Origin of the sequence: Paenarthrobacter sp. NEAU-H11, assembly GCF_050573415.1 — a bacterium.
Classification (GTDB): Bacteria; Actinomycetota; Actinomycetes; order Actinomycetales; family Micrococcaceae; genus Arthrobacter.
Genome location: NZ_JBNZGA010000002.1, coordinates 177197 through 199355, shown reverse-complemented (window position 1 = coordinate 199355; position 22159 = coordinate 177197). Strand labels below are relative to the sequence as shown.

Below are 22159 nucleotides of genomic sequence, written 5' to 3'. Positions count from 1 at the left end.
CTAAATATTGGTGGTCAAGATGATGTTTTGCTGCGGATTTTCCGCTTGGCGTCGTTCGCGGCTGCGATCGTCTGTAACCAGTTTTCGTACTGAACTATAGCGGCGCTTTCGGCGAGCATATGGTCAGCAAACTTCCTACCGGCTCGCCCGAGAGCAAGTCCGAGGTCTTTGTCTATGCCCAGGCGTTCCGCAGTTACCAAGAGTTCCGCAGGGTCCCCAGGATTGACTACGATGCCGCCACCTGAGTCTGAGATTTCGCCAGCAGTCGCACTGTCCGCCTCGGTGGCTGCAATGATAGGCCGACCGGTTCGAAAATATGAGGTCAACTTGCTCGGGACAGACATTTCACGCAGGCCCTCCATCTCGTTCACTAACAGGATGTCTGCTGCCATCAGGACGGGCATAAAGTCTCGATCGGAGAGCGGGCTAATGAACTGAACGTTCCGGCAACTTTGGGCCAGTTCTTCCAAAAATGGTCGCTGATTGCCATCACCCAGGAGTACAAAACGTACGCGCGATCCACGGCTTTCCGCGAGACGAGCGGCCGCGACGACATTCTGAAGTGCCTGCTTAATTCCCATATTGCCAGCGTGAAGAACTACGAGGTCGTTCTCACTCCAGCCAAAACGTGCGCGAACGGATTCAGTATCTACGTCGCCCGATTGCTCAACATGGGACCAGTTTCTGATCACGGAGACATCGTCCGCTGGGACATTCAGATTGGAACACAAGTAGTCAGCGAAGCGCTGATGAATGACTGTTGTTTTTGTGGCCGACCGGGCAAGCGCACCTTCGAGACGTTTCACCATTCGAGACGCCAGGGAGCTGCCTCCTCCAGTCTCTTCTAGCCCTCGACTATAGAGGTCTTGCATCCACAGTCCGATTCCAGGCCTGCTGACGCCTGCGTAGCGACGCAGAAGAGCAAACGCGCTTGAGAACAGAGCCGGGCTGACGACGACGACCACGTCTGGTCGGCCCCATGAAGACGTGAATAACCGGAATCCGAAGCTCAGCTCCATGTGAAGTCGACTTAGGGTAGTTACACGAGAAGGGATGAAATGCCGTAACCGCTTGACTGCTACACCGTTTATGTCCTCACGACGGGTCCAGCCTTTGTATCCTTCCGCAAGTTTCCACTCAGGGTAATGAGGATATCCTGTAAGCACCTGAACGTTATGGCCACCTGCTACCAGCCGCTCAGCCAAGCGAGTAGTGTACGGTGCGTTTCCGCTCGACTCAGGAGCGTAATGGAGCCCGATTATGGTCACTCGCAGTTTGGCATCGATCACGGAAAGAGATTAGCACCGCGAGCGCGGGTGCCCGTTCTGTGTCGAAGTTCCGACGCCCACAGTGTAGTGACGTTGATCACCTGCTCTTCGGGATCCTGACGGAATTTCACGATGCTTGAAATAGTGCATATCGTCGCCGTTGTTATGTCATCTCCTGCAACTTTGCCCACCTGAGCATGCACGGATCATCAGGGGCCCGTCGGCCTTCGCCTTCTGAGCCCCGTCGCATCGGATATGGAATAATCAAGCCTCAGTGCTAATAGGCACGCAGCACACGATCCCACTCGGCACGGGGGCCAGCTATGGAGAAGCCAATGGAACGTATTGATGGGGTACACGGTGCTGACAGTCAGCCGATCATCAGCTTAGCGAAAGCTCCCGGTGAAAGGGCTGCATGGGGAAGACCTGCAGTGGTTGTGTATTTATGGTCTGCCGTCGAATTGGTCCTTGTCACCAACGCTTGGCAAGTAAGCTCGCGGGTGAGGACGGCCGCCTTGCGAGCATTCGGAGCGCAGATTGGCGACGGCGTAATTTTCCGGCCGCGAACGCGAGTTAAGTTTCCTTGGAAGCTATCAATTGGTAGCAACTCTTGGATCGGCGAAGGTGTCTGGATACATAATCAGGACCAAGTTACAATTGGTAGCAATGTCGTGATCTCACAGGAGACGTTTTTGACTACGGGTAGTCATTCGCACCGGACGGATATGGGCCTAATAACTAAACCCATCACAATCGAAGACGGAGTGTGGATCACTTCTCGGTGTATCGTCCTGGGGGGCTCTAACATTGGGCGGAATTGTCTGGTTTCGCCGGGTGCCGTCGTCTCTGGCACACTGCTGCCGGGAAAAAAGTATGGATCACCACCGGCCCAGGTTCTAGGTGATCGGAAATAGATTTGTGCCCCACTGTCGCCTTACAGCATGGTTATGGCTTTACAACTTGGCATGCCGCTATACAGAAAGTTTACATTGAGTACTCTACTGCTTGACCCTTCAATATCTTCCGCAAATGTGGGTGATCAAATTATTCAGGAAAGTGTACTCCGCGGACTGGACGGGCTTCTTGAAGTTAGTGGCAGTTTGCCAACTCAAAGACGGCTCAGTGCAGCTGAGCGACGCACTGCGAGGACGTCCAAGCTGGCGATAGTTGGTGGGACAAACCTTTTGTCCTCCAACATGCCGTGGTATCAGCAATGGAAGGTTGGACCGCTGACTGCCCCGCTCTTGCGCAATAAGGTGATCCTTATGGGTGTGGGGTGGTGGCAGTATCAAGCAGAGCCTAATGCTTATACGTCATGGCTGCTCAACCAGGTGCTTTCAAAGGATCATGTACATTCTGTACGTGATGAATATACGATGGAGCGCCTTCAGAAGATGGGCTTCAACGTACTAAATACGGCTTGTCCCACGATGTGGCACCTGTCAACCATGTCCGCCTCGCCAGCGCGGTCCGAAACATGCATCGTCACACTCACTGACTACAATAAAAATGTCGAGGAAGATCAGTGGCTCCTCGACGAAGTGAGCAAGTATTACAAGAGGGTCGTAGTGTGGCCGCAAGCCGTGAGAGACGCTGCATACGCGAAGCAGCTGAACGGTGCATTTGAACTAATTACGCCGGATCTGAACGCGTATGACAAACTTTTGATCTCCACAGATGCAGACTATATCGGCACGCGTTTGCATGGAGGCATACGTGCCTTTCAGCGTGGTCACTGGGGGTTGATAGTGGCAGTTGATAATCGAGCTCTGGAAATTGGTCGAGACACTATGTTGCCGGTTCACGCCCGCGGTCAACGAGATGAGATCGCTGAAAGTATAAAAAGGCGGGCAAGCCGAAGTATTTCGCTGCCGACCAACGCTATAAATGAATGGAAATCGCAGTTTAGCCGTCCGTCGTAACTGCCGTGACGTTGGAGCCAGTAGCGAAAGGCCCGGCCTGCTCTCGTCCCCTAAGTACGGGACTACGAGCCTCAATCCAGCCTCCTCAAGGTTCCAGCCGACGCTGCCACCACCATTCTCCTTAGCCCTCCCGGCCGCCGCGAGAGGTTCACCACACCGTCAACGCCCACCGCGGGGGTGCTTTTTAGAACTGGCGAGCTGTCTGGCTGCTCGAGCTGAGTAGTCATTCACTCCCGGCGGAAAGAACACCGCTTGCAACGGCTCCGCGATGCTCCTTTCACTGGGCCGTGGACGTGCTGCAGTCCGTGTAGTGCTGTCAGCTGGGTATTTGAATCCACTTTGAATCCACTAGCGCAGGCCCCGCTCCACGAGCAGGTCCAGGGGTTCAATTCGTCCGGCGCCGTCGTCTTTTCGCGAGGGCCTCTCGGAGACGGCCCTTGGCGTGGCATGTCATAGTGACTCGTGCGTGCCGCCGGCACCGAAGCCTATGCCGGCTCTTCACGGTTCGTGGGGAAATGGATTCCTGGAATGAGCGTCATGCCACCGTCCGGCGGCACTTCTCAAGAGAATAACCGACTTGTAGTTGGCGGCGTTGCGGTACCCGCGTGCGGTTCGTTTGATGTTCTTGATTGCGGTGTTGTTGGCCTCGACCTTGCCTGTCGTGGCGCCAGTGATGATCAGTACCTCGATCTCTTTCCACCACCTGCACACGGTGCGGTAGAGCCTGTTCGTCTCCTGCCGTGCGGCTGCCTTGACCAGTTCCTCAAGTACCTTCTTGGCCGCCGCCGCGTCTTCCAGGGAGCCGGTGCGGAGCAGTGCCCGGAGCTGTTCCTTGACCTTCCAGACGGCCTGGAGGGTTCCGGTCGGGTCATCCAGGGCGAACACTTCCTCGAGCCGGTGCGCGGCCCGGCAGGTGCGCGTGTCGCCGCCGCGCAGGAGCAGCATGCGGTGCGCCCAGGCCTTATCGGTGGCCCGTCCGCGGCGGCCCTTGACCTGTTGGGAGAGGTTCTGCCGGGTCTCGGTCATTGCCTGGTTGGCCAGTGAGATGAGGTGGAAGTGATCGACGGCGACAGCAGTGCGGGGCAGCCACATCCGCAAGGCTTTGCGAAACGCCGCGGAGGGGTCGATAGTGACGACCTACACGGCCAGGCGCCACTGCAGGGGCCGGGCGAAGAGCCAGTCCCCGACGCCCTTGTGGTCACGGCCGTCGACCACGCCAAGGACTTGACCGGTATCCAGACCCACGATGGTTGTCATCCACGGCTCGAACCGTCTCCACGCCTTCGTGGTCGGGTCCTGGAAGTAGCGCACGGACCGGAACCGGTGTTCATCAATGCCCAGCATCCGCGGGCTGAGCTTGTCCACATCGGGCAATCTGAGCAGGCAGGCTTCGGTCACCGCCGCGCGGACCATCCACCAAGACACGGCGAAGCCGGCAGCCGTCTCCGACACGGCTCTGCCGGAGCGGATAACTGCGTCCACGAGCTGGTCCCGGAGACGGGTTGTGGAGCGGGCGCGGCGCGGAACCTGGGGTGTTGATTCAAAGAACGAGAGCCGGTCGCACGCCACTTCTTCGCAGTACCAGCGGTACTTGGACCAGAGCACTTCCACCGGCCCCGCGACAGGAATATCCCGCAGCCGCTGGAAGCGGCGTTCCTTCCGCCGCGACGCGATGACACCGCAGCTCGGGCAGCCAGGGAGCTCGTCAGTTTCGACGATGACCTGCCGCCGGCCGGCAGTGACGGTGGTGGAAATGACACGGTAGTCGGGCAGGTTGAAGAGAATGGTGGCAGCGTCGGCTGCGACCCCGGTAGGCTCGATCACGGCTCGTGGTCCTGTTCCAAGTTGAATGCTAGACACACTCATCCCAACAGGGCCACGGGCCGCCTTGTCTGCAACGACACGAACTCAATTCCCCACCAACCACGAAGAGCCACATAACCGCAGGTCAGCGGCCTGCGCTTTCGCGAGAGCACAGCCCGTGAGCCAACTCAGGTACTTCGTTAGGAAACTGCAGCTTAGGCTTTGCGTTGAACGAGGAGACCGGCCGCGGACGTGCTTACTGCGATGACAACGGCCATTGCTACGTAGGCAGTTCCGTCAAGCCCTATGAAATCAGTCATAACCATCGCTAAAGCAGGAAGTATTGTAAGCGCTGCCGTCCAAGGCAGAACTGTCTTTAGAAATTCGGCACGGTAGGTGCGGGATAGGAGCATCCACTCAGCGACGGCCGCTGCAGGCCCCAACAGGGTCGCATTAAGGACCAAACTCCCAGGCAATCCCCAGACGACCGACCCGACCAATACTCCAACCAGCAAGGAGTACTGAAGTAGTGAATCCAACTTTAGCTTGCCTGAGTTTCTTCTAGCGATCAGGATCCAGCGTGCTGGGAGCGCCACAGTCATCGATATGGCAAGTCCGGCGGAGGCTGCCATGAGCTCGCCCGCGGACTCCCAGCCTGGGCCGAGCAGTAGCGAGACAACTTTTTCACCAGCGACGGCCATTGTGCCAGTCAAGGGCAACATGATTACAAGTAGATGCTTGGCGGATCTCATACCGTCCACCATCGGTACATTTCGTAATCCAGAATGCGTCAGGTCGCGGAGCGTCATAGGTGTCAGAGCCATTTGTGCTTGCTGAAGTGGACCGAGCAAGAATGAATAGGCGCGAGAATATTGCGCGAGATGGAACGGGCCGAGGACCGCCGACACTATCAGATTGTCCCCATTCCGCGCGATAAAACCAGAAAGTTGGCTTTGATAGATTCCCGACGTAGACGACCACAGACTACGAAAAGACCCGCATATACCTTTGCCCTTCACCGATAGTGGACTAGAGACAGGTTTCCTAAATCGGAATTCAAAACCGATCCATCGGATTATTGCGATTATCAGCTGACCAACTGCGGCTGCCGTGAGTGTCTGGTAGGCAGCAACAAGCAATAACATGAGAACGTTGGCCAGTACCACTGAAGTCACGTCGAGGCTCGCTATGTACCGAAGCTTTCCGTCCAGTATTAGGAACGCACGGCCGGTCATGCTCAATAAAGAGATTGGCACTCCGGCGGTAAGCACCAACCACATGCCGACGCTGTCAGCATCGGCTGACATTGTGACGGCGACGGCAAACGTTAGCAGAGCGGCTGCCGTTGCCAGGAGGACACTAAGAGCACGCCAACGCCTCCACATTTCTGTGTACCCCGGTGACCGCGTCAGGATGGCTTGGCTGACGCACAAGTCTGAGGCGATGGCGACAACTGAGACAATGGTCAATCCAAGAAAGTAGCTGCCATAGAGCCTCGGTCCCAGAATTCGCGCGGCCAGCGTAGCACCCACGAGGCCTACTCCTGCAATGCACACCTGAGCAAGGAGCGGCCACTGCCGAGAGTTGGCGGCGAAGATGCTTCGCACTTAGCTGCGAGATCTAGGGGTGATGATCCGGGCAGGATTTCCCACTACGGTCGCACCTGTGGGCACGTCGTGGAGAACGACGGCCATCGCGCCTATGCGAGCACCGTCCCCTATGTGGATTGAACCGAGTAATTGCGCGTATGCACCGACGACCACGTTGTCACCTAACGTCGGTGGCCCCGACTTGTCGCGCGCACCGATTGTTACGCCGTGGCGAAGGACGCAGTGGGCTCCTATTACTGAGCTGGGGTGGATGATGATGCCACCGAAGTGGTGGATCATAAAACCAGGACCAACGCGGGCGCCCCGCGGAATGTCTATACCGGTAGCAAGTCGAACAAAGGAATATGCAGCGAAATATACGCAGTGCGCTACTACTCTTATGCCCGGGGGTGCAGTCTTGGTCCACCTCCCAAATCGATAAACAGCAATTGCCCAATATGAGGGCTGCATGAGCCAGGCACTCTTCCCGTAAATGGCCCTATCAGCGCGCCAATACCCGGCCTCCTTTGAACTCATCGAGCGGTTCCTTTCAATCTAGCGTCATTCATTGTCTAGGGACGCGGGCGGGTAACTTGCGTCTCGAGACGGCCTAGTAAGTCGAGCCCATTCTCGTGTTTGCAGACGACGCAGATTGCGGCTGGCAATGTGTCGTAGACGACTTACGGCCCTGTAGTGCCACCTATATCCAAGAGTTGTCTTTTGAACACGAGATGCTTCAAGAGCTACGAGGCGAGCTTGTCTTTGTGACACGCCCCCAAGCTGAAAGGACGCAACTTCATGGTCTATCGCAGATGATTCGACTCCCATTTTTAGCAAACGAGCCGTCAATTCATAATCACCGACGATTTTGTAGCTCAAGTCGTATTCCTGTGCGCGAACTATGTCGCCAGGATAAAAAATAGCTTGATGCGATGTCGGTAGACCGTGCCATATATAGTCGGAAGTTCGAGGTTTTCGGGATATCCTGCCGAAGCCAGTATCGAGAGAGTAACCAGCAAATGCCATGGTGCCTCGAGCGCGTCGAAGCGAGCTGAGAAACAGTTGAATCTTTTCGATCGTGCACTCGTCGCCCCCGTTAAGGAACCACACAAAATCGCCTCTGGACATACGCAAACCTTTGTTCATGGCATCATATATGCCATCGTCCGGTTCGCTTACTATTCTTACATTTCCTGACAGGCTCGAGGCGATCTGCTGAAAATCGCTGCCGGTGCCGCCGTCGATAATGATCAGTTCCACGTCATTTTCACTGCAGGCCCGTAGGCGTGCCAGGGAGTTGATAGTCCGCCGCAGACCGTGTAAATCTCGAAAGGTTACGGTGATAATGCTGAGTAGCAAAGTTTACCTCGGTTTTTCCGTGCCAGCTTCGGGGAGTTGATCTATATCTGGCTACTACTATAAAAGTCATTACTGCGAACTCGGGGGCCATAATTCCTCCCGAGAAGAAAAGGGAAGCAAACAACCATATTGGAGCAACCCAGGCAAAGGCGCTCGAGCTCCTAATCCTAGATGCATAAAGGGTTGCTGCGAGCATTAGTATTAGCAGGAGCACGCCGAGCCATCCAAAATAGAAAATGATCACGTAAAAACCGTTGTCCAAGGAGGTGGCTTGAACACCAGCCATTTCTAGTCCGTATCTGCTCATTACCTGCTCAACCGAACCCAACGGCATGCCGAGAGGCGCGTCCGCTAGCACATCCATTAGAACCTCGACCGGAGCGAATACTCGATAGTAGGCACTTGAACCTTCTGTCCCGAAGGAGAGCAGTCGAATCCATAGGTAGTCGCCGGCGTACAGGATGACGCCGAAAATCAGGCCAGCGGCGGCGATGGCGATGGCCGGGCGAGATCTGCTGGCAACCAGTGCAAGCAGGAAGACCAGCAACAACAGCCCGGTCGCGGACTGGCACGCTATGAGGCCAAGCACAGTTAAGACTGTCGTGGTTTTGCTGAAACGTTTGAGACAGAGAAGAGCAGCGGCCACGGACCCGATGACAAATGCGTTGTATGAAGGTTCGAGAAAAAACCCGTGCGCTCGGGGAAACTGGACGATGCCAATATATGGTTTGTACTCATGTAGGTACTGATGGGTCCCAAAGGGATTGAACAAAAGACTTGACCCCAACGTGCCAAGCACAACTTGTCCAATAGAAATGGCAACGACTGCAGCTAATGCGAGAAGTAGAGATCTTGAGAAGGCTTCAGACTTTACAATTCCGACATGAATCGGACCAAAGGAACTAGCTACTATAAAGGTAGCTAGCACAAATAGCGCGAATGTTTGAACATAATTGATGGGCACGGTTATTGGCGACGAAATAGCTGCCGCGGACGTTAGTGCGGCGAGTGATATCCAGCAGAACGCGACTAGCTTGACATGAATCTTTTCGATAAGCAAAAAAACAACAGCTAATCCAGCGACCAACCCGACCGTTATCTCAAAACTGGCAAGATTGAAAAGTGTAAAATGCTGAAAAATTATGGAGACAAACGTCAGAAATGAAACTAATCGCTGCATAAACGCGGCCTAGATAAGAGACAAAGAGCGGTAGACGTTCATGTATTCAAGGGCCATACGTTTGGGGTCGAAGAATGATGTCTCTTCACTAGATGGTTGAACTACCGGTGTCAGAGCTTCTCTTGCGAGGTTGACCAGGTCGTCCTCGGTATTTGCTATCTTGACTCTCGGATGCCGTTCAAACTCACGTGCGGCTTGCGAATCGAGGGCGAGAATCTCCAAACCAGCTGATAGGGCTTCTGCAATAGTGAGAGGAAAGTAATCGACAGCTGAAGTAAAAATTAGACGATGATGCGCTGACATTTCGAGGGCAAGGTCGGTCCGATTCATGATTGCGGGCTTTTGTACAGAACCTTCAGGAGCCTTCTCAGGATTATCTCCGACTATGGTCAGGCGTTGATCTCCAAGCTGAGCTATCCGCTCAAGGATCGGCCAGTTGACCTTGAGCCGATCTCGAAGGTCTCGGCACATGAACAGGTTTCTGATACCACCTCCGGCCAGCATGGGTGCCGTCCGAGTTGCATTCCAAAACTCCCGATCCACAGAGTTCTTGATAACTTGGACGTTCTTCAGGCCAGCTTTCGCGGCCTCTTTACCGAGCCAGTCGGCACAAGCAACTATGGCCGTTGGGACTGCTTCTTGAAGCCGGGACACCGCGGCATAACGTTCATGCCACCGGTTGGCCGCATGATCGAAAACAGCCGGGGGATACGCCTGCAGATTGGGACATTTACTACAACCTGTTTCCCAGCGCCGGCAGCTTCCGGGTTGGGCACACCGACCCGTCATGATCCATTGATCGTGGAGAGTCCAAACGACCGGCTTTCCTGCGTTGATCAGAGCTGCGAGTAGGCGTTCGGTTGATATGAAGTAGCTGTGAATAGCGTGAAGGTGCACTAAATCGCTTGACTGAACTTCGTCGACGAAGTTTGCCCATAACTTCGGACTCACCAGGTCTGTTTCTCGCCCGATCAAGCCGTAACTTGCTTTGTTTAATGCCGCTATTGGCATCGGAGTCATCCGTACGCCGTCATATATGTCTTCAAGGGGGGAGCTTCCGCCCCTCTTGCCATAACCGTAGGCAAAAGGACTGTGCACACCCAGCTGACTGAGTTCTTCGGCCAAAGTACGAGCCACACCAGCGGCTCCGCCCTCAGAGAGCCGTATGTTCACCTGCAGTACCTTGCGCATGTTCACCCCTGTCTACAGCCCTTTGGCAGCCAGTCCGCCTTGCTGGATTCTCGTGAGTCTCATGACCCCAACGCCTAACTATAGTTTGGTCAGCACCTCACATGCTCGTGATGCTGCTGAAGGGCCGACGCAGATGCGCCAGGTTGACTTGCAGAAAGCGTGTCTCGTGGCAGCGGGACGAAAATTTAGTGAGATGTGTCGCCCGTGGCTTGTGCTTTCGTCACCGGATAGGGCCGAAGGGATTTTCGTCAGTAGGGCGGGGTGTGATTAGCCGGGTAGACGCCACGATGCAGTACGCTCCTAGCGTGAATAAGGTTGCAGAGGGACGCCTGGATTTTGATTTTATCGACGGCATGCGAGCGGTTGCTGCGGTTGCTGTTGCCGTGCTTCACGCTTCGCTCTACACCGGACATGAAGGCGATATTGCCAGGGAACTCCCGTATCTGCATAAGGTCCTATTTGCAGGGAACTACGCTGTATCAGTATTCATAGTCTTGTCTGGATTTGTGCTGGCACTGCCGATTGTTAGAAGAAGGCGACTCCGAATTCGCAAAGGAACCGGCTCGTTTCTCGCGCGGCGTGCGAAGCGCATTCTGCCGCCATACTTCGCGTCACTTTTGCTTTTTGGGTTGCTCATTGCAGCCATCCCTGTCCTTCAGACCAGACAAGGTACTGCGTGGGACTCCAAAATTCCTCCAACAATCGACGGTCTGATTGCCCACGTTCTTGTAGTGCATAACCTGAATAAAGAATGGGCTTATCAAATCAACGGACCTGCCTGGTCAATTGCAACAGAATGGCAACTCTACCTAGCCCTACCGCTCTTGATACTGCCCCTTTGGCGAAAAATAGGACCTCTTGCGATGCTGGCAGTCTGCCTCGGCCTGAGTGCTGTTGTCGCGGTCCTGCTGCCAACCCTTGACGCTGGGCATCTATGGTTTCTTGCCCTATTTGCGATGGGTGCAATAGCCGCACACATCGTGGCTAATGGGGTGCAATGCCAGTATCTAGGCGCAGCTACGCTCGTTGTCCTCGCTAGCGCGGCCGGATTTGTCCTTATCGCTCCCGGTCCTTTGTGGGCAAGCGAACTCTTGACGGGGGCTGGCATTACTTTGGGGGTGGTATGGATGGCCAAGCGACGCGTTGCCGGGAAGCACTCTATTCTCCACCGGGTACTGGAAAGTAAACCACTGGTTTGGCTGGGCCTTTGGTCCTACAGCCTCTACCTTATCCACAGTCCGCTCTTGGGGCTCGGCAACCTTTTGACACTTCATTGGCCCATGTCGACTCTGCAAAGATTTGCCTTCATGAGCCTTGTCGTGCTCCCGATGTCGGCGGGAGTAGCCTATCTCTTTCATGTGAGCGTTGAGCGAAGATTCATAACGCAGCACCAGAAGAAGACGGAAGGAGCAACCTCGCTGGTCGTCGAAGACGCGGTATCTAAAATCCGGTAGCTTTGGTCAATATAATATTGAGCACCTGATTCCGATTACACAGGTAGATTGAAGTTATTGCCATCACCTGTAACCGTCGTGCCGAATAAATTGCTAAAGACGTTCGATGGGTTCGAGGAATCGAGTGTAAATATTTGGTTATCTTTGAGGTTGATCCGCCTATTATTGGCTGCTACGGACAACTTCGCCGCAGGATTCGCATCTATGTTTAATGCTGTTGAACAGGCAACCAGGGTGTTGGCTGTGTAGTAGACTCCCGATGCTGCTCCGAATTGCTTGATCCCCGTCGTGCAGCTCGTCAGTGTATTTCGCTCGACATGGGCAGTCTTACCTTCGCCGGCGACCCCCTCACTGATGCCAACAATGCAGTAGGTGATGTCATTGTCGCGAATCCGGTTTTTGTCGGTGGAAATAATGTTCTCGCCGTTGATATATCCGATGCCGTCGAGAATTCCAGTGTTGAAGTTGTAGATGCTATTAGATTGAATTGTGCAGTTTATCGACCCATAAATCGCTATTCCAGTTCCAATTTTTTCGTAGTTCGTAGCTGTCTGCTCTATATGATTGTTTCTAATCTCTATTCTCGCTGCGACCTCAGCGTGGATTGCAGTGCGTTCTACGTTTGTAACTATGTTGTTGGTGATGAGGCAACGCCTAAGTCGATCGGCCTCCGGCGAGGAGTAACCAGAGAGGCCAGCCACCGCAATGCCGAAACCCGCATAATTAAGTGTGCCCGCAGTGACATCATCGATGATATTGGATGCAATAAGTATATCGTGGTCCGCTCCCGCGTTAAGTTCGATGGCATCCCCTCTTCGGACAGTTTTAAAGGTGTTGTCATGTATCGCAAGAAAGTGTGCCGTGCAAGGATTGGCGATAGGACCTCCCTGCTTTAATATCCCGTAGCCAATGTTTGAGAACTTGTTATGCCGAATCGTACAGTTATCGCATGAGCCGCCGTTTGGGCGTTCAATAACAACGCCATGACGGTAGTTTTGACCGATGAATTGGCAACATTCAATGAGGACGTTCGAGCCGCGAACAGTAACCGCTCGTTCTCCTCCGACAAACCCAACGGTGTTGCCAGTCACGAAGCTTATGTTCTTGATCGTGCAATTATCGGATGCTGTCACATGCCCTTGTAGGAGGAGTTGGATGGTTGCGCCGTTGCCCTCGAGTACCGTTCCGGGTTGTAAAACGGCCTCAGAAGCGATGCGGTAAGTCGCTCCAGGTCGTAATCTTATTGTTTTCGATGAGGATGATGCAGCGACGAAGGCAGATGCACTATCTGCAGTGGCCGAAGCTCCGAAGTCTAGAGGATCATTTCCTAGTCGGGCAGATGTACTCACCTGCCAATTGGTCGGGTTATATGTACTTCCGCTGACGAAAGCACTCTTGGCCAACACGACATCACCACTGGGACTTACCACCGTTTCACCTGCTCCATACCCTGTTTCGGGCTTCCATTTGGTCAGATAGGTGGAAACTTCTTGCGTACTGAGATTTGTCTTCTCTACCTCGCCGGAAGCGGCATTCGCCTTATTCGTATTTGGGCCGAAAAGCGCTGTTATACCAGACGTTACAGCAGCTAACGCTCCGACCCCGAGGAGTTTGCGACGCTGAATTGAGGCGTTGTCTTTTTCGCGGGGTATCCTGCTGTCTATACGATCAATCATGTCTTCGCCTCACATGCAAGGGAAAGGTCCAAGTCGACATCGCAGGTAGTATTACCAGCCGTAGTTTGGCGGACTAATGCCAAAAATGCACTCGTCATGCACCGATTGGGTGGCGTGGGGTTCATCATGCCAGATAGGTTATTTGGGTTCTAGCTGAGTCGCTACAGTAGCAACTACGCAAGCACTTGCGATCGAATACTTGTTCGTCAGCGCGCTGTACGCAGTTCTAATCAATGCGCTCAACAGTGCCTTCTTGCATGCCTAATGATCTGACGTCGGGGGGGTTGCTATCCTTCGCCCCGCTGTCGCAGTTATGTACAACAGCCGTAGTCTCCAATTTGTTGGTCTGCCGCTAATGTTGGGCCAACTGTTGAAGATGAACTGACGCTAAGGGTGGGTGCCGCTCAGAGCCGGGAACGTAGCAATAGTTGACCGGGAGTGCGCCCAGTTGAATATCCGACTTATATCGAAGAGTTTGCCTGTTGTTTCCTAAAGAGCCCTGCTTATACACAGCCGACAGGTCTCAAGAGAGTTGTAGCACTCTGCTCAACGCACTAACACGCCTGCTGCCTGTCGCTGCTCTTCTGGCACCCGGTAATGGATTCTTAGTTTGGACGCATGCGTGCAACAAACCTTGTGCTGCTTGGTCCCCACATGCAAGATGCCACCCATCACGTGGTCCGACAAATGTCCAACTGTGCTGTGGGACGTACGTGTTGAGTATCCATGTTCACTGGGCTTCCAAGTAGCGACTGTTCACTGACTCCACCGAATACTGACAGGCCCCTCCCGCGCGGAGGCGCGTACGAATGCAGCCACTGGGTGCCCGGACCAAGCTTTGGTGACACCGAACGCGTCAGTCGAGACGAAAGCTGCTCGTGGACTTTGAGCCGGCGATGGCCCTCGCAAGCGATGCGAAGTTCCGCCGAAGGAGGCCTCGCTGCCGCTCGTCTGTGGTGCCTGGCCCAACGTTAGGACCGCTAATATGTGACCGCAATATTTTATTGAGACTGGAGCTATTGGCCTCGGGGCCATACATGCTGCGCCGCCAAGGCGCGGCTAGCAGCAGTGTCCGTTACGCCGGATGACTAGAGGTAGGCGCATAGAAATTGGTTGCAGCCGGCGGTTGGTGCGAGCACATTGCGACGCCACTCCGACGCCCATGAGGGCACTTCCTATCTGCCCAACCGGCGCGAGCAGTCACGCTTCCGAATATATCTGTTCTGCTCTGCTTGCCTCCGACGGAAAGCTATGAGGAACCGTTTGCCACGGTGCTTTCTAAGAGGTTTTGATGTTAGGCTGCTGCGCCGACGAGACGGGATGTCACAAACAGCGCGACGTGAGCATTCCTTGAGCTCATGTTTTGCAGCATCACGGCACGGGTACGTATGAGGGGCTATTACGCGGTCCGGCGTTCCCCGGCCCAGGTGAGTCAAGCGCCAGTCTCGACTACTGTCATACGTTCTGCTCACTTTGCTGGCGGTGGCAACATCTGCTGCTGTGATGGTGGCTGTCAATCGCTGATAGGCTGTGGATCACAGGAGCTATCTTTGACATGATTTGTCAATTTTCGCATCACGTGGTTAGGTCATGAGCGATGGGGATCACTGTGACCGATGGAGGCTATTGTGGCTTTTTCCGAGTATGCCTTTGCGCTGTCCTTGCTGCTGGGCACCCTGCTGGTTCCCTTCACTCTTCTGTACCAAGTGCTGCGGCTCAAGCGGCGAGCCGTGCGGACCAGTGCTCCCGCCCCCGCGCCCCGAGGTAACCTTCGCTAGCCATGCCATACGTTGACATTAACCCCCACAAAGGCCGTCCCAAGTGGCAGGGCTATGCTCTACTGATTTTCCTTCTGGTTCTCACCGCAGTGGTAGTTTCTGCTGCCCTGGTGCCGCGCTGACCAGTGCGTCCAACCAAAGCCCCTAGACTTACTGGTTGAACCAGTGCCGCAGAATCTTTTGCCGAACGTCCTGGGGGGACAGACATGCCACATCCGGCGGATCACAATGCAGGCGCCCAAGCAGAGGATGCAGGGCAGCCGCAGCTGCGCCGACGCCGCGACCTTCGTCGCGCCGACGGCTCATTATCGGATGCCTGGACAGGAGCCATGCCAGCCGTAACTCCCAGCCCGTCGACCCAGCCCGCGGACGGCCAGCCGCTGACTCCCCGGACCTCCTGGGCCGAGGCAGCAGCCGCAGCCGACGCCGCACAGCCGGCAGTCCCCGCTCGTCCGCCGGTATCTGCGCGGCCCACTGCACCGGGCACCATCACCTCTGTGCCTGGTGCGCCGGAGGGTGAATCGATGCCGGCCCCTCCGGCCGCTCCATCTGAATCGCCTGGCTTCCGCCGTGCCCGGCCTACTGTTGCCGACAGCATCGCCGAAAGCCCCATGCCCGACTTCATCAGCTCACCCGGGCTGTTCGTGAAGGAGCAGAAGCCGCGGCCCGTCGGCGGCATTCGGGGTGCGCTCTACAGCATGACCGGCGGCGCCTGGAACCTGGGTCCCAGTGCCAAGCAGCGCCAGGAGGATGAGCTGGCGCGCCGTATCTCGCGCCAGCTCCAGGGCAGCTACAACACCGCGATCCTGAGCCTCAAGGGCGGTATCGGCAAGACCTCCACCACCGTGGGTGTCGGCCTGACCCTCGCCGAATACCGTGGGGACGCCCCCTGCGCCATCGACGCCAACCCGGACTCCGGGGACCTGGTGGAACGCGCCCTGGGTGAAGGCATTTACCAGCAGTCCAGCCCGCGGACCATCACCGACCTGCTGGAAAACATCGAGTCCATCGACTCGCTCACGGCCTTGGCCCGGTACATGCACCACGCCGGCAGGCTCCACCTGATCGCGGGGGAGCAGGACCCGGAAGTCTCAGACTCCCTCACGGCCGCCGAGTACCTGCGGATCCGCAAACTCATTTCCAGCTACTACTCCGTAGCACTGACGGACTGCGGCACGGGGGTCACCCACAACGCGATGAGCGGGATCCTGCAATCAGCGGACAACCTGGTGATCGCCGCTGGCTACGCCGTCAGCGGCGCCAAACGCGCCCGCAGCACGCTGCAGTGGCTGGCCAGCCACGGGTACGAGGAACTGGCCCGGAACGCCATCGTGGTGATCACCGACAAAGATGAGGTCTCCTCCCGCGTTGACAAGGACGCGATCGAGGAGCACCTCTCTGGCATCTGCCGCGAGCTGATTGCCGTTCCGCACGACCGTGGGGTAGCGGACGGTGACCTGGTGACCCTGGACGTGCTGAAGCCGGAGACCCGCCGTGCGTACAAGGAGATCGCTGCGGCGATTGTGGACGGGTACCGGTAGAGCCATCTCCCTAGACCGTGCCCAAATCTTGACCAAACCCTCGCCGTGCCTGCGGCCAATGCTGAGCTTCCGGGCGTAGCTTGGGCGCATCAGGGCAGGACAGCAGGGGAGGGGCAACGGAATGACGATCAACGAATACGCTGTAGCACTGGGCGGCATGCTGGCATCACTCGCGGGCATGGGACTCCTGGCCGCAGGACTGATCCGGGCAAGAGCCCGCCACTAAGAGCTACCGCGTATCCAAATCCTCGAACACCAAAAACGTCTGGGTGTCCAGCACGCCCGGCATGGACTGCAGCTGGTCGAAGATGACCCGCCGCAGGTCGATGTTGTCCACGGCGCGGACCAGGAGGATCACGTCGAAGTCGCCGCCCACCAGGGCCACGTGGTGCACCTCGGGGATCACGGCGAGCTGGTCTCGCAGCTCCCGCCAGGCATCCTGCTTCAGCTTCAGGGTCACGTAGGCGGACGAGCGGAGGCCCGCCTTGATCGGGTCCACCAGCGCCGTGAACTTAGACAGCACCCCTTCAGAAGTGAGCCGGCCGATCCGCGTGTAGGCGTGCGCCCGGGAAATGTGGACGTTCTCCGCCACCTGCGTGACGGACATCCGGCCGTCCCGGGTCAGCTCGGCAATGATCCTGCGGTCGATCTCGTCCAGCGGGACGGGTTCCGTCCCGGCATCCCTGGCTGCCACTTGCTCCACGGCCCCCGTCGGTAATCCGGCCCACACTTACAATTCGTCTTCCAGTGTAGGCAGAATCGGGCACGATCGTTTCAGCTCACGGGATGCCGGATGCGAAAACCCGGCCAAAGGCCCGGCTACGGAGACTTGCGGCTATTAGCATCCTGCAGCTGCGATGCGGTGCGGAGGAAGTCGCAGTCACTGGGGGAGAGGGAACTTTCCCCGTGCCTGTCCTGTTCAACCTGCACCCCGGTGGCCTTGGTGATCGCCGCCACGACGGTCCGGGGAAGGATCCTGCATCCGGGATTGTCCACCAGCCACTGCCGCGTTTCCGGCTCGAGCCGGTCCCACAACTTCTCAATGTCCATTACAGCTGCCCCCACTCTTTGTAATTCTTCGGTGTAAGAGATGCCGCCCTGCCCACAGCGGTTCCGGGGCAGAAAGGACTGCACTGTCCCTCCGCACCCTGCGCACCTTCCGAGTGTGGTCCCGCATGAAGGAGAGGTCAAGGGACTTTTGGCACGGGCTATCAGCCTCGGACCTGGTCCGGGAAGGGGCGTGGTCACCGGGGCCCCGGCGTCCCCGGCTGCCATTTTGTCCACGCACCCTGCCAGTAATCTGGCTCACACTTACAATTTGTCTCCCGCAGCAGGCATAATCGCGCAGCTTCTCCACGATTCCTCAGGGAGCTGGATACGAAACCTGCCCCGGGCGGATACTGGGAAGGAATAGTGGCAACAGAAGGACGGAACAATGACGATCTCCGCAGACCACACCGCGCCGGAACACACCGGCACGGCGCCCGCCGGGAATGACCTCTCGGAAACGGCCAAGAAGTTCGGCATCAGCGCCGAGGACTACATGCTCCCGGCCCGGCACCAGATCCAGATGGTGGACCCGGCCGGCCGGCTCCTGCCGGACAGTGAGCAGGGCACCGAACCCGGCCACGAATACCCCCTGCCCGGCGACGGCGAACTGCTGGCAGCGTACGAACAGCTCGTCGTCGGCCGCCGCGTCAACGACCAGAACTCCGCGCTGGTCCGGCAGGGCCGCATGGCCGTCTACCCGTCCAGCCACGGCCAGGAAGCCTGCCAGGTGGCCGCCGCCCTCTGCCTCTCCGACGGCGACTGGATGTTCCCCACCTACCGCGACGCCGTCGCCGTGATGACCCGCGGCGTGGACCCCGTGCAGGTGATGACCATCTTCCGCGGCGACTGGCACAGCGGGTTCAACCCCCTCCAGCACAAGGTGGGCATCCAGTGCACCCCGCTCACCACCCAGCTGCTGCACGCCGTGGGCGTGGCCCACGCCGCCAAGCTCCGCGGCGAGGACACCGTGGTGCTGGCCATGTGCGGCGACGGCGCCACCAGCGAAGGCGACTTCCACGAGGCCCTGAACTTCGCCGCCGTCTTTCACCTGCCCGTCATCTTCTTCGTCCAGAACAACAAGTACGCCATCTCGGTGCCGCTGGCGCACCAGTCCGTGGCGCCGTCGCTCGCGCACAAGGCCGTGGGCTACGGCATGGCCGGCGAACGTGTGGACGGCAACGACGTCGTGGCCCTCCTCGCCGTCCTGGACCGCGCCGTGAAGCTGGCCCGCGAAGGCTCCGGCCCCCTGCTGGTGGAAGCCAACACCTACCGCATGCAGGCCCACACCAACGCCGACGACGACACCCGCTACCGCGAAAGCAGCGAGGTTGCGGAATGGCGCGCCAAGGACCCCGTGAACCGGATGCGGACCTACCTGACGGACCGCGGCCTGCTGGACCCCTCCGTGGAAGCGCGGATCGCCGGGCACGCCGAAGCCGTGGCCACGCAGCTGCGCGACGGCCTCAGCGAGGACGTCCCCGTGGACCCGCAGGAACTCTTCCGCCACGTCTTCGAAAAGACCACGCCCCAGCTGAAGGAACAGTCCGCCCTGCTCGCCGACGAACTCGCCCGCGACGCAGCATCATCACAGGAGGCCGGCAAGTGAGCCCCACCATCACCACCTCGTCCGAGGCCAACGGCAACGTCAGCGCCGCCACCGCCCGGGCAGCAGCCTCCGCCGCCGCCACCGCGGAAGCGTCCGGCCCGCAGCCGGTCACCATGGCCAAGGCGTTGAATACGGCTTTGGCCGACGCCATGCACGCCGATCCGTCCGTGCTGGTGTTCGGCGAGGACGTGGGCATGCTGGGCGGGGTGTTCCGCATCACCGACGGGCTCACCGCCACCTTCGGGGAGCAGCGCTGCTTCGACACCCCGCTGGCCGAGTCCGGCATCGTGGGCATGGCGGTGGGCATGGCCATCAACGGGATGCGCCCGGTGATCGAGATGCAGTTCGACGCGTTCGCCTACCCGGCGTTCGAGCAGATCGTCAGCCACGTGGCCAAGATGCACAACCGCACCAAGGGCGCCGTGAAGCTGCCCATGGTGATCCGGGTTCCCTACGGCGGCGGCATCGGGGGGGTGGAGCACCACTGCGACTCCTCCGAGTCCTACTACGCCCACACCGCCGGCCTGAAGGTGTTCACCCCGGCCACCGTGGCGGACGGGTACCGGATGCTCCGCGAGGCCATCGACTCCGACGATCCCGTGATGTTCATGGAGCCCAAGAAGCTCTACTGGTCCAAGGACCTGGTGGACCTGGACGAGCTCCGCCGCCTTCACGCGGAAGGCAGCGCGGCGGGACGCACCACCGAAGGCCGCGCCGCCGTCGCCCGTCCCGGCACGGACGCCACGCTGATCGCCTACGGCCCGTCCGTCCCCACCGCGCTCGCCGCCGCCGAGGCCGCCGCGCTGGAAGGGCGCTCGCTGGAGGTCATCGACGTGCGCACCATTGTGCCGTTCGACGACGAGACGGTGTGTGCGTCGGTGCGGAAGACCGGCCGGGCCGTGGTGATTGCCGAAGCCCATGGCTTCGCGTCCGTGTCCTCGGAGATCGTGGCCCGGGTGCAGGAGCGCTGCTTCCACCACCTGGCCGCCCCCATCCGCCGCGTCACCGGGTTCGACATCCCGTACCCGGCGCCCAAGCTTGAGAAGTACTACCTGCCCGGCGTGGACCGCATCCTCGACGCCGTCGACGACCTTCAGTGGGAGAACTGACCATGAGTGAAACGCGTGTGTTTTTGTTGCCGGACCTGGGCGAGGGCCTGACCGAAGCCGAGCTGGTGTCCTGGCACGTTGCCGTGGGGGACGAGATCTCCGTGGACCAGCCCATCGCCGAGGTGGAGACCGCGAAGTCCACGGTTGAGGTGCCCTCCCCGTACGCCGGGATCGTGGCCGAGCTGCACGGCCAGCCCGGCGAGACCCTGGACGTGGGGAAGCCGCTGATCTCGGTGACGCCTGTCTCCGTGGCTGGCACCGCCGCGGATGATGCCGCCCCCGCCGAGCCTGCCGGACCGGTGGTGGAGCCTGCCGAAACCGAGCTGGGCGAGCCCGCAGCCGAGCCCGCCAAAGCCCACCCCGAGGCGGAGGCATACCGCGAGGAGGAGAAGGCCGGGTCCGGCAACGTGCTGATCGGCTACGGGACCCCGGGCGGGCACGGTGTTGCCCGGCGGACCCGTGCCCGCAGGTCATCCGTTGCCTTGGCTGAGCCTGTCGACACCAAGCCAGCCGAAACTCCCACCGAGGACGACCTCACCCTGCTGCGCACCCGCGTTCCCGGCAGGCTCGGTGCCGTGATCTCCCCGCTGGTCCGGCGCATGGCCCGGGAACACGGCGTGGACCTCGGCGAGCTCCCCGGCTCGGGCGAGGGCGGGCTGATCATGCGGCGCGACGTGGAGAAGGCCATCCATGCCCCGGTGGTCGAGCCTGCCGAAACCAAGCCGGTTGAGACCAAGACTGCCGAACCTGCAGCGGCTCCGGAGGGCGTCGACGCCCGGACCGGGCTGCCCATCGCTGCCCGGACACCGGTCAGGGGCGTGCGCAAGGCCGTTGCCGCCAACATGGCGCGCAGCCGTTCCGAAATCCCCGAGGCGACCGTCTGGGTGGACGTGGACGCCACCGGTCTGTTGGAGCTCCGCGAGGGGCTCAAGGCCGGCGGCTCCTCGGTGCCGGGCCTGCTCGCGTTCATCGCGCGTTTTGTCACAGCCGGGCTAAAAAAGTACCCGGAACTGAACACGCGGATCGAGACTGCGTCCGATGGGTCCCAGGAGATTGTCTCGTTCGACGGCGTCAACCTCGGCATCGCCGCCCAGACCGACCGCGGCCTGGTGGTCCCGTCCGTCCGCGCCGCCGAGAAGCTGACCTCCCGTGAACTGGACGCCGAGATCCGCCGGCTCACCGACGTTGCACGCCAGGGCAAGGCGACCCCCACCGAGCTCGGCAGCGGCACCTTCACGCTCAACAACTACGGCGTGTTCGGCGTGGACGGCTCCGCTGCGATCATCAACCACCCCGAGGTGGCCATCCTGGGCGTAGGCCGGATCATCGACAAGCCGTGGGTGGTGAACGGCGAGCTGGCCGTCCGCAAGGTCACCGAACTGACGCTGACCTTCGACCACCGAGTCTGCGACGGCGGCACGGCAGCCGGCTTCCTCCGCTTCGTGGCCGACGCAATCGAAAACCCAACCACCCTCCTCGCCGACCTCTAACCCCCCACCCACCCGACGCTCTCTCACTTAACGTCGGTTTAATTCCAACCATCTCTCACTTGATGTGGGTTTAACCCAAACCCTCTCCCACTCGATGTGGGGACCAGCCTCGAAAGGCAAAGCGAACGACGGCGGCCGCGTGC

At 58.6% G+C, this 22159-nt stretch carries 17 protein-coding genes; 6 read left to right on the top strand and 11 right to left on the bottom strand.

Annotation, left to right across the window (positions count from 1 at the left end; all coding sequences use genetic code 11):
* Window positions 1-14: 14 nt before the first annotated feature.
* Window positions 15-1268: a glycosyltransferase family 4 protein gene (locus ACQ3DC_RS03495; protein ID WP_430751672.1), complete on the bottom strand. Its 1254-nt coding sequence runs from the start codon at window positions 1266-1268 to the stop codon at window positions 15-17.
* Window positions 1269-2209: 941 nt separating this feature from the next.
* Between ACQ3DC_RS03495 and ACQ3DC_RS03490 the strand changes: the two genes are divergently transcribed.
* Entirely contained in the window at window positions 2210-3190 is a 981-nt protein-coding gene (locus tag ACQ3DC_RS03490) for a polysaccharide pyruvyl transferase family protein (protein ID WP_430751539.1), read from the top strand.
* Between the two features lie 498 nt (window positions 3191-3688).
* Here the strand turns inward: ACQ3DC_RS03490 and ACQ3DC_RS03485 are convergent, their stop codons facing one another.
* The 7 genes from ACQ3DC_RS03485 to ACQ3DC_RS03455 all read right to left on the bottom strand — a co-directional run bounded on the left by ACQ3DC_RS03485 (window position 3689) and on the right by ACQ3DC_RS03455 (window position 10312).
* Window positions 3689-4318, bottom strand: a complete 630-nt coding sequence (locus tag ACQ3DC_RS03485) for an ISL3 family transposase (protein WP_430751671.1) — start codon at window positions 4316-4318, stop codon at window positions 3689-3691.
* Window positions 4319-4327: 9 nt separating this feature from the next.
* Entirely contained in the window at window positions 4328-5014 is a 687-nt protein-coding gene (locus ACQ3DC_RS03480) for a transposase family protein (protein ID WP_430751538.1), read from the bottom strand.
* 194 nt (window positions 5015-5208) lie between these two features.
* Complete coding sequence (locus tag ACQ3DC_RS03475) at window positions 5209-6549, bottom strand: oligosaccharide flippase family protein (protein ID WP_430751670.1); 1341 nt, start codon at window positions 6547-6549, stop codon at window positions 5209-5211.
* Window positions 6550-6600: 51 nt separating this feature from the next.
* On the bottom strand, window positions 6601-6882 hold the full coding sequence (locus ACQ3DC_RS03470) for a serine O-acetyltransferase (protein WP_430751669.1): 282 nt from the start codon (window positions 6880-6882) through the stop codon (window positions 6601-6603).
* A 261-nt stretch (window positions 6883-7143) separates the two neighbouring features.
* Window positions 7144-7941 (bottom strand): glycosyltransferase, encoded by a 798-nt coding sequence (locus tag ACQ3DC_RS03465; RefSeq protein ID WP_430751537.1) that lies wholly within the window; start codon window positions 7939-7941, stop codon window positions 7144-7146.
* Window positions 7850-9121, bottom strand: coding sequence for a putative colanic acid polymerase WcaD (locus tag ACQ3DC_RS03460; protein ID WP_430751536.1), 1272 nt, complete (start codon window positions 9119-9121; stop codon window positions 7850-7852). The genes ACQ3DC_RS03465 and ACQ3DC_RS03460 overlap by 92 nt, the downstream gene beginning before the upstream one ends.
* A gap of 9 nt (window positions 9122-9130) precedes the next feature.
* Window positions 9131-10312: a glycosyltransferase gene (locus ACQ3DC_RS03455; RefSeq protein ID WP_430751535.1), complete on the bottom strand. Its 1182-nt coding sequence runs from the start codon at window positions 10310-10312 to the stop codon at window positions 9131-9133.
* 305 nt (window positions 10313-10617) lie between these two features.
* Between ACQ3DC_RS03455 and ACQ3DC_RS03450 the strand changes: the two genes are divergently transcribed.
* Window positions 10618-11766 carry an acyltransferase family protein gene (locus tag ACQ3DC_RS03450; protein WP_430751534.1) on the top strand — a complete coding sequence of 383 codons (1149 nt, stop codon included), beginning with the start codon at window positions 10618-10620 and terminating at the stop codon, window positions 11764-11766.
* Window positions 11767-11801: 35 nt separating this feature from the next.
* On the opposite strand, the gene ACQ3DC_RS03445 is transcribed toward ACQ3DC_RS03450, so the two are convergent.
* Entirely contained in the window at window positions 11802-13442 is a 1641-nt protein-coding gene (locus tag ACQ3DC_RS03445) for a right-handed parallel beta-helix repeat-containing protein (RefSeq protein ID WP_430751533.1), read from the bottom strand.
* A gap of 2107 nt (window positions 13443-15549) precedes the next feature.
* Between ACQ3DC_RS03445 and ACQ3DC_RS03440 the strand changes: the two genes are divergently transcribed.
* The gene (locus tag ACQ3DC_RS03440) at window positions 15550-16761 is read left to right on the top strand and encodes a MinD/ParA family ATP-binding protein (protein WP_430751532.1); all 1212 of its coding nucleotides are present in this window, start codon (window positions 15550-15552) and stop codon (window positions 16759-16761) included.
* Between the two features lie 229 nt (window positions 16762-16990).
* Here the strand turns inward: ACQ3DC_RS03440 and ACQ3DC_RS03435 are convergent, their stop codons facing one another.
* Window positions 16991-17455: an Lrp/AsnC family transcriptional regulator gene (locus tag ACQ3DC_RS03435; RefSeq protein WP_321214217.1), complete on the bottom strand. Its 465-nt coding sequence runs from the start codon at window positions 17453-17455 to the stop codon at window positions 16991-16993.
* A gap of 125 nt (window positions 17456-17580) precedes the next feature.
* Window positions 17581-17811 carry a hypothetical protein gene (locus ACQ3DC_RS03430; protein ID WP_430751531.1) on the bottom strand — a complete coding sequence of 77 codons (231 nt, stop codon included), beginning with the start codon at window positions 17809-17811 and terminating at the stop codon, window positions 17581-17583.
* 385 nt (window positions 17812-18196) lie between these two features.
* Here ACQ3DC_RS03430 and ACQ3DC_RS03425 point away from each other — a divergent pair, with 385 nt between their 5' ends.
* Genes ACQ3DC_RS03425 through ACQ3DC_RS03415 form a run of 3 tightly spaced genes read left to right on the top strand, consistent with a single transcriptional unit; the run spans window position 18197 to window position 22016 of the window.
* The gene (locus ACQ3DC_RS03425) at window positions 18197-19417 is read left to right on the top strand and encodes a thiamine pyrophosphate-dependent enzyme (RefSeq protein WP_430751530.1); all 1221 of its coding nucleotides are present in this window, start codon (window positions 18197-18199) and stop codon (window positions 19415-19417) included.
* The gene (locus tag ACQ3DC_RS03420) at window positions 19414-20526 is read left to right on the top strand and encodes an alpha-ketoacid dehydrogenase subunit beta (RefSeq protein ID WP_430751529.1); all 1113 of its coding nucleotides are present in this window, start codon (window positions 19414-19416) and stop codon (window positions 20524-20526) included. The genes ACQ3DC_RS03425 and ACQ3DC_RS03420 overlap by 4 nt, the downstream gene beginning before the upstream one ends.
* Before the next feature lie 2 nt (window positions 20527-20528).
* Entirely contained in the window at window positions 20529-22016 is a 1488-nt protein-coding gene (locus ACQ3DC_RS03415; RefSeq protein WP_430751528.1) for a dihydrolipoamide acetyltransferase family protein, read from the top strand.
* Window positions 22017-22159: the final 143 nt, after the last annotated feature.

What these genes read in the sequence shown, in the direction of transcription:
- ACQ3DC_RS03440 (WP_430751532.1), top strand. Translation starts at nt 15,550, where the DNA reads ATGCCAGCCGTAACTCCCAGCCCGTCGACCCAGCCCGCGGACGGCCAG.
- ACQ3DC_RS03460 (WP_430751536.1), bottom strand. Translation starts at nt 9,121, where the DNA reads ATGCAGCGATTAGTTTCATTTCTGACGTTTGTCTCCATAATTTTTCAG.
- ACQ3DC_RS03430 (WP_430751531.1), bottom strand. Translation starts at nt 17,811, where the DNA reads ATGGACATTGAGAAGTTGTGGGACCGGCTCGAGCCGGAAACGCGGCAG.
- ACQ3DC_RS03425 (WP_430751530.1), top strand. Translation starts at nt 18,197, where the DNA reads ATGACGATCTCCGCAGACCACACCGCGCCGGAACACACCGGCACGGCG.
- ACQ3DC_RS03455 (WP_430751535.1), bottom strand. Translation starts at nt 10,312, where the DNA reads ATGCGCAAGGTACTGCAGGTGAACATACGGCTCTCTGAGGGCGGAGCC.
- ACQ3DC_RS03415 (WP_430751528.1), top strand. Translation starts at nt 20,529, where the DNA reads ATGAGTGAAACGCGTGTGTTTTTGTTGCCGGACCTGGGCGAGGGCCTG.
- ACQ3DC_RS03490 (WP_430751539.1), top strand. Translation starts at nt 2,210, where the DNA reads ATGGTTATGGCTTTACAACTTGGCATGCCGCTATACAGAAAGTTTACA.
- ACQ3DC_RS03445 (WP_430751533.1), bottom strand. Translation starts at nt 13,442, where the DNA reads ATGATTGATCGTATAGACAGCAGGATACCCCGCGAAAAAGACAACGCC.
- ACQ3DC_RS03470 (WP_430751669.1), bottom strand. Translation starts at nt 6,882, where the DNA reads ATGATCCACCACTTCGGTGGCATCATCATCCACCCCAGCTCAGTAATA.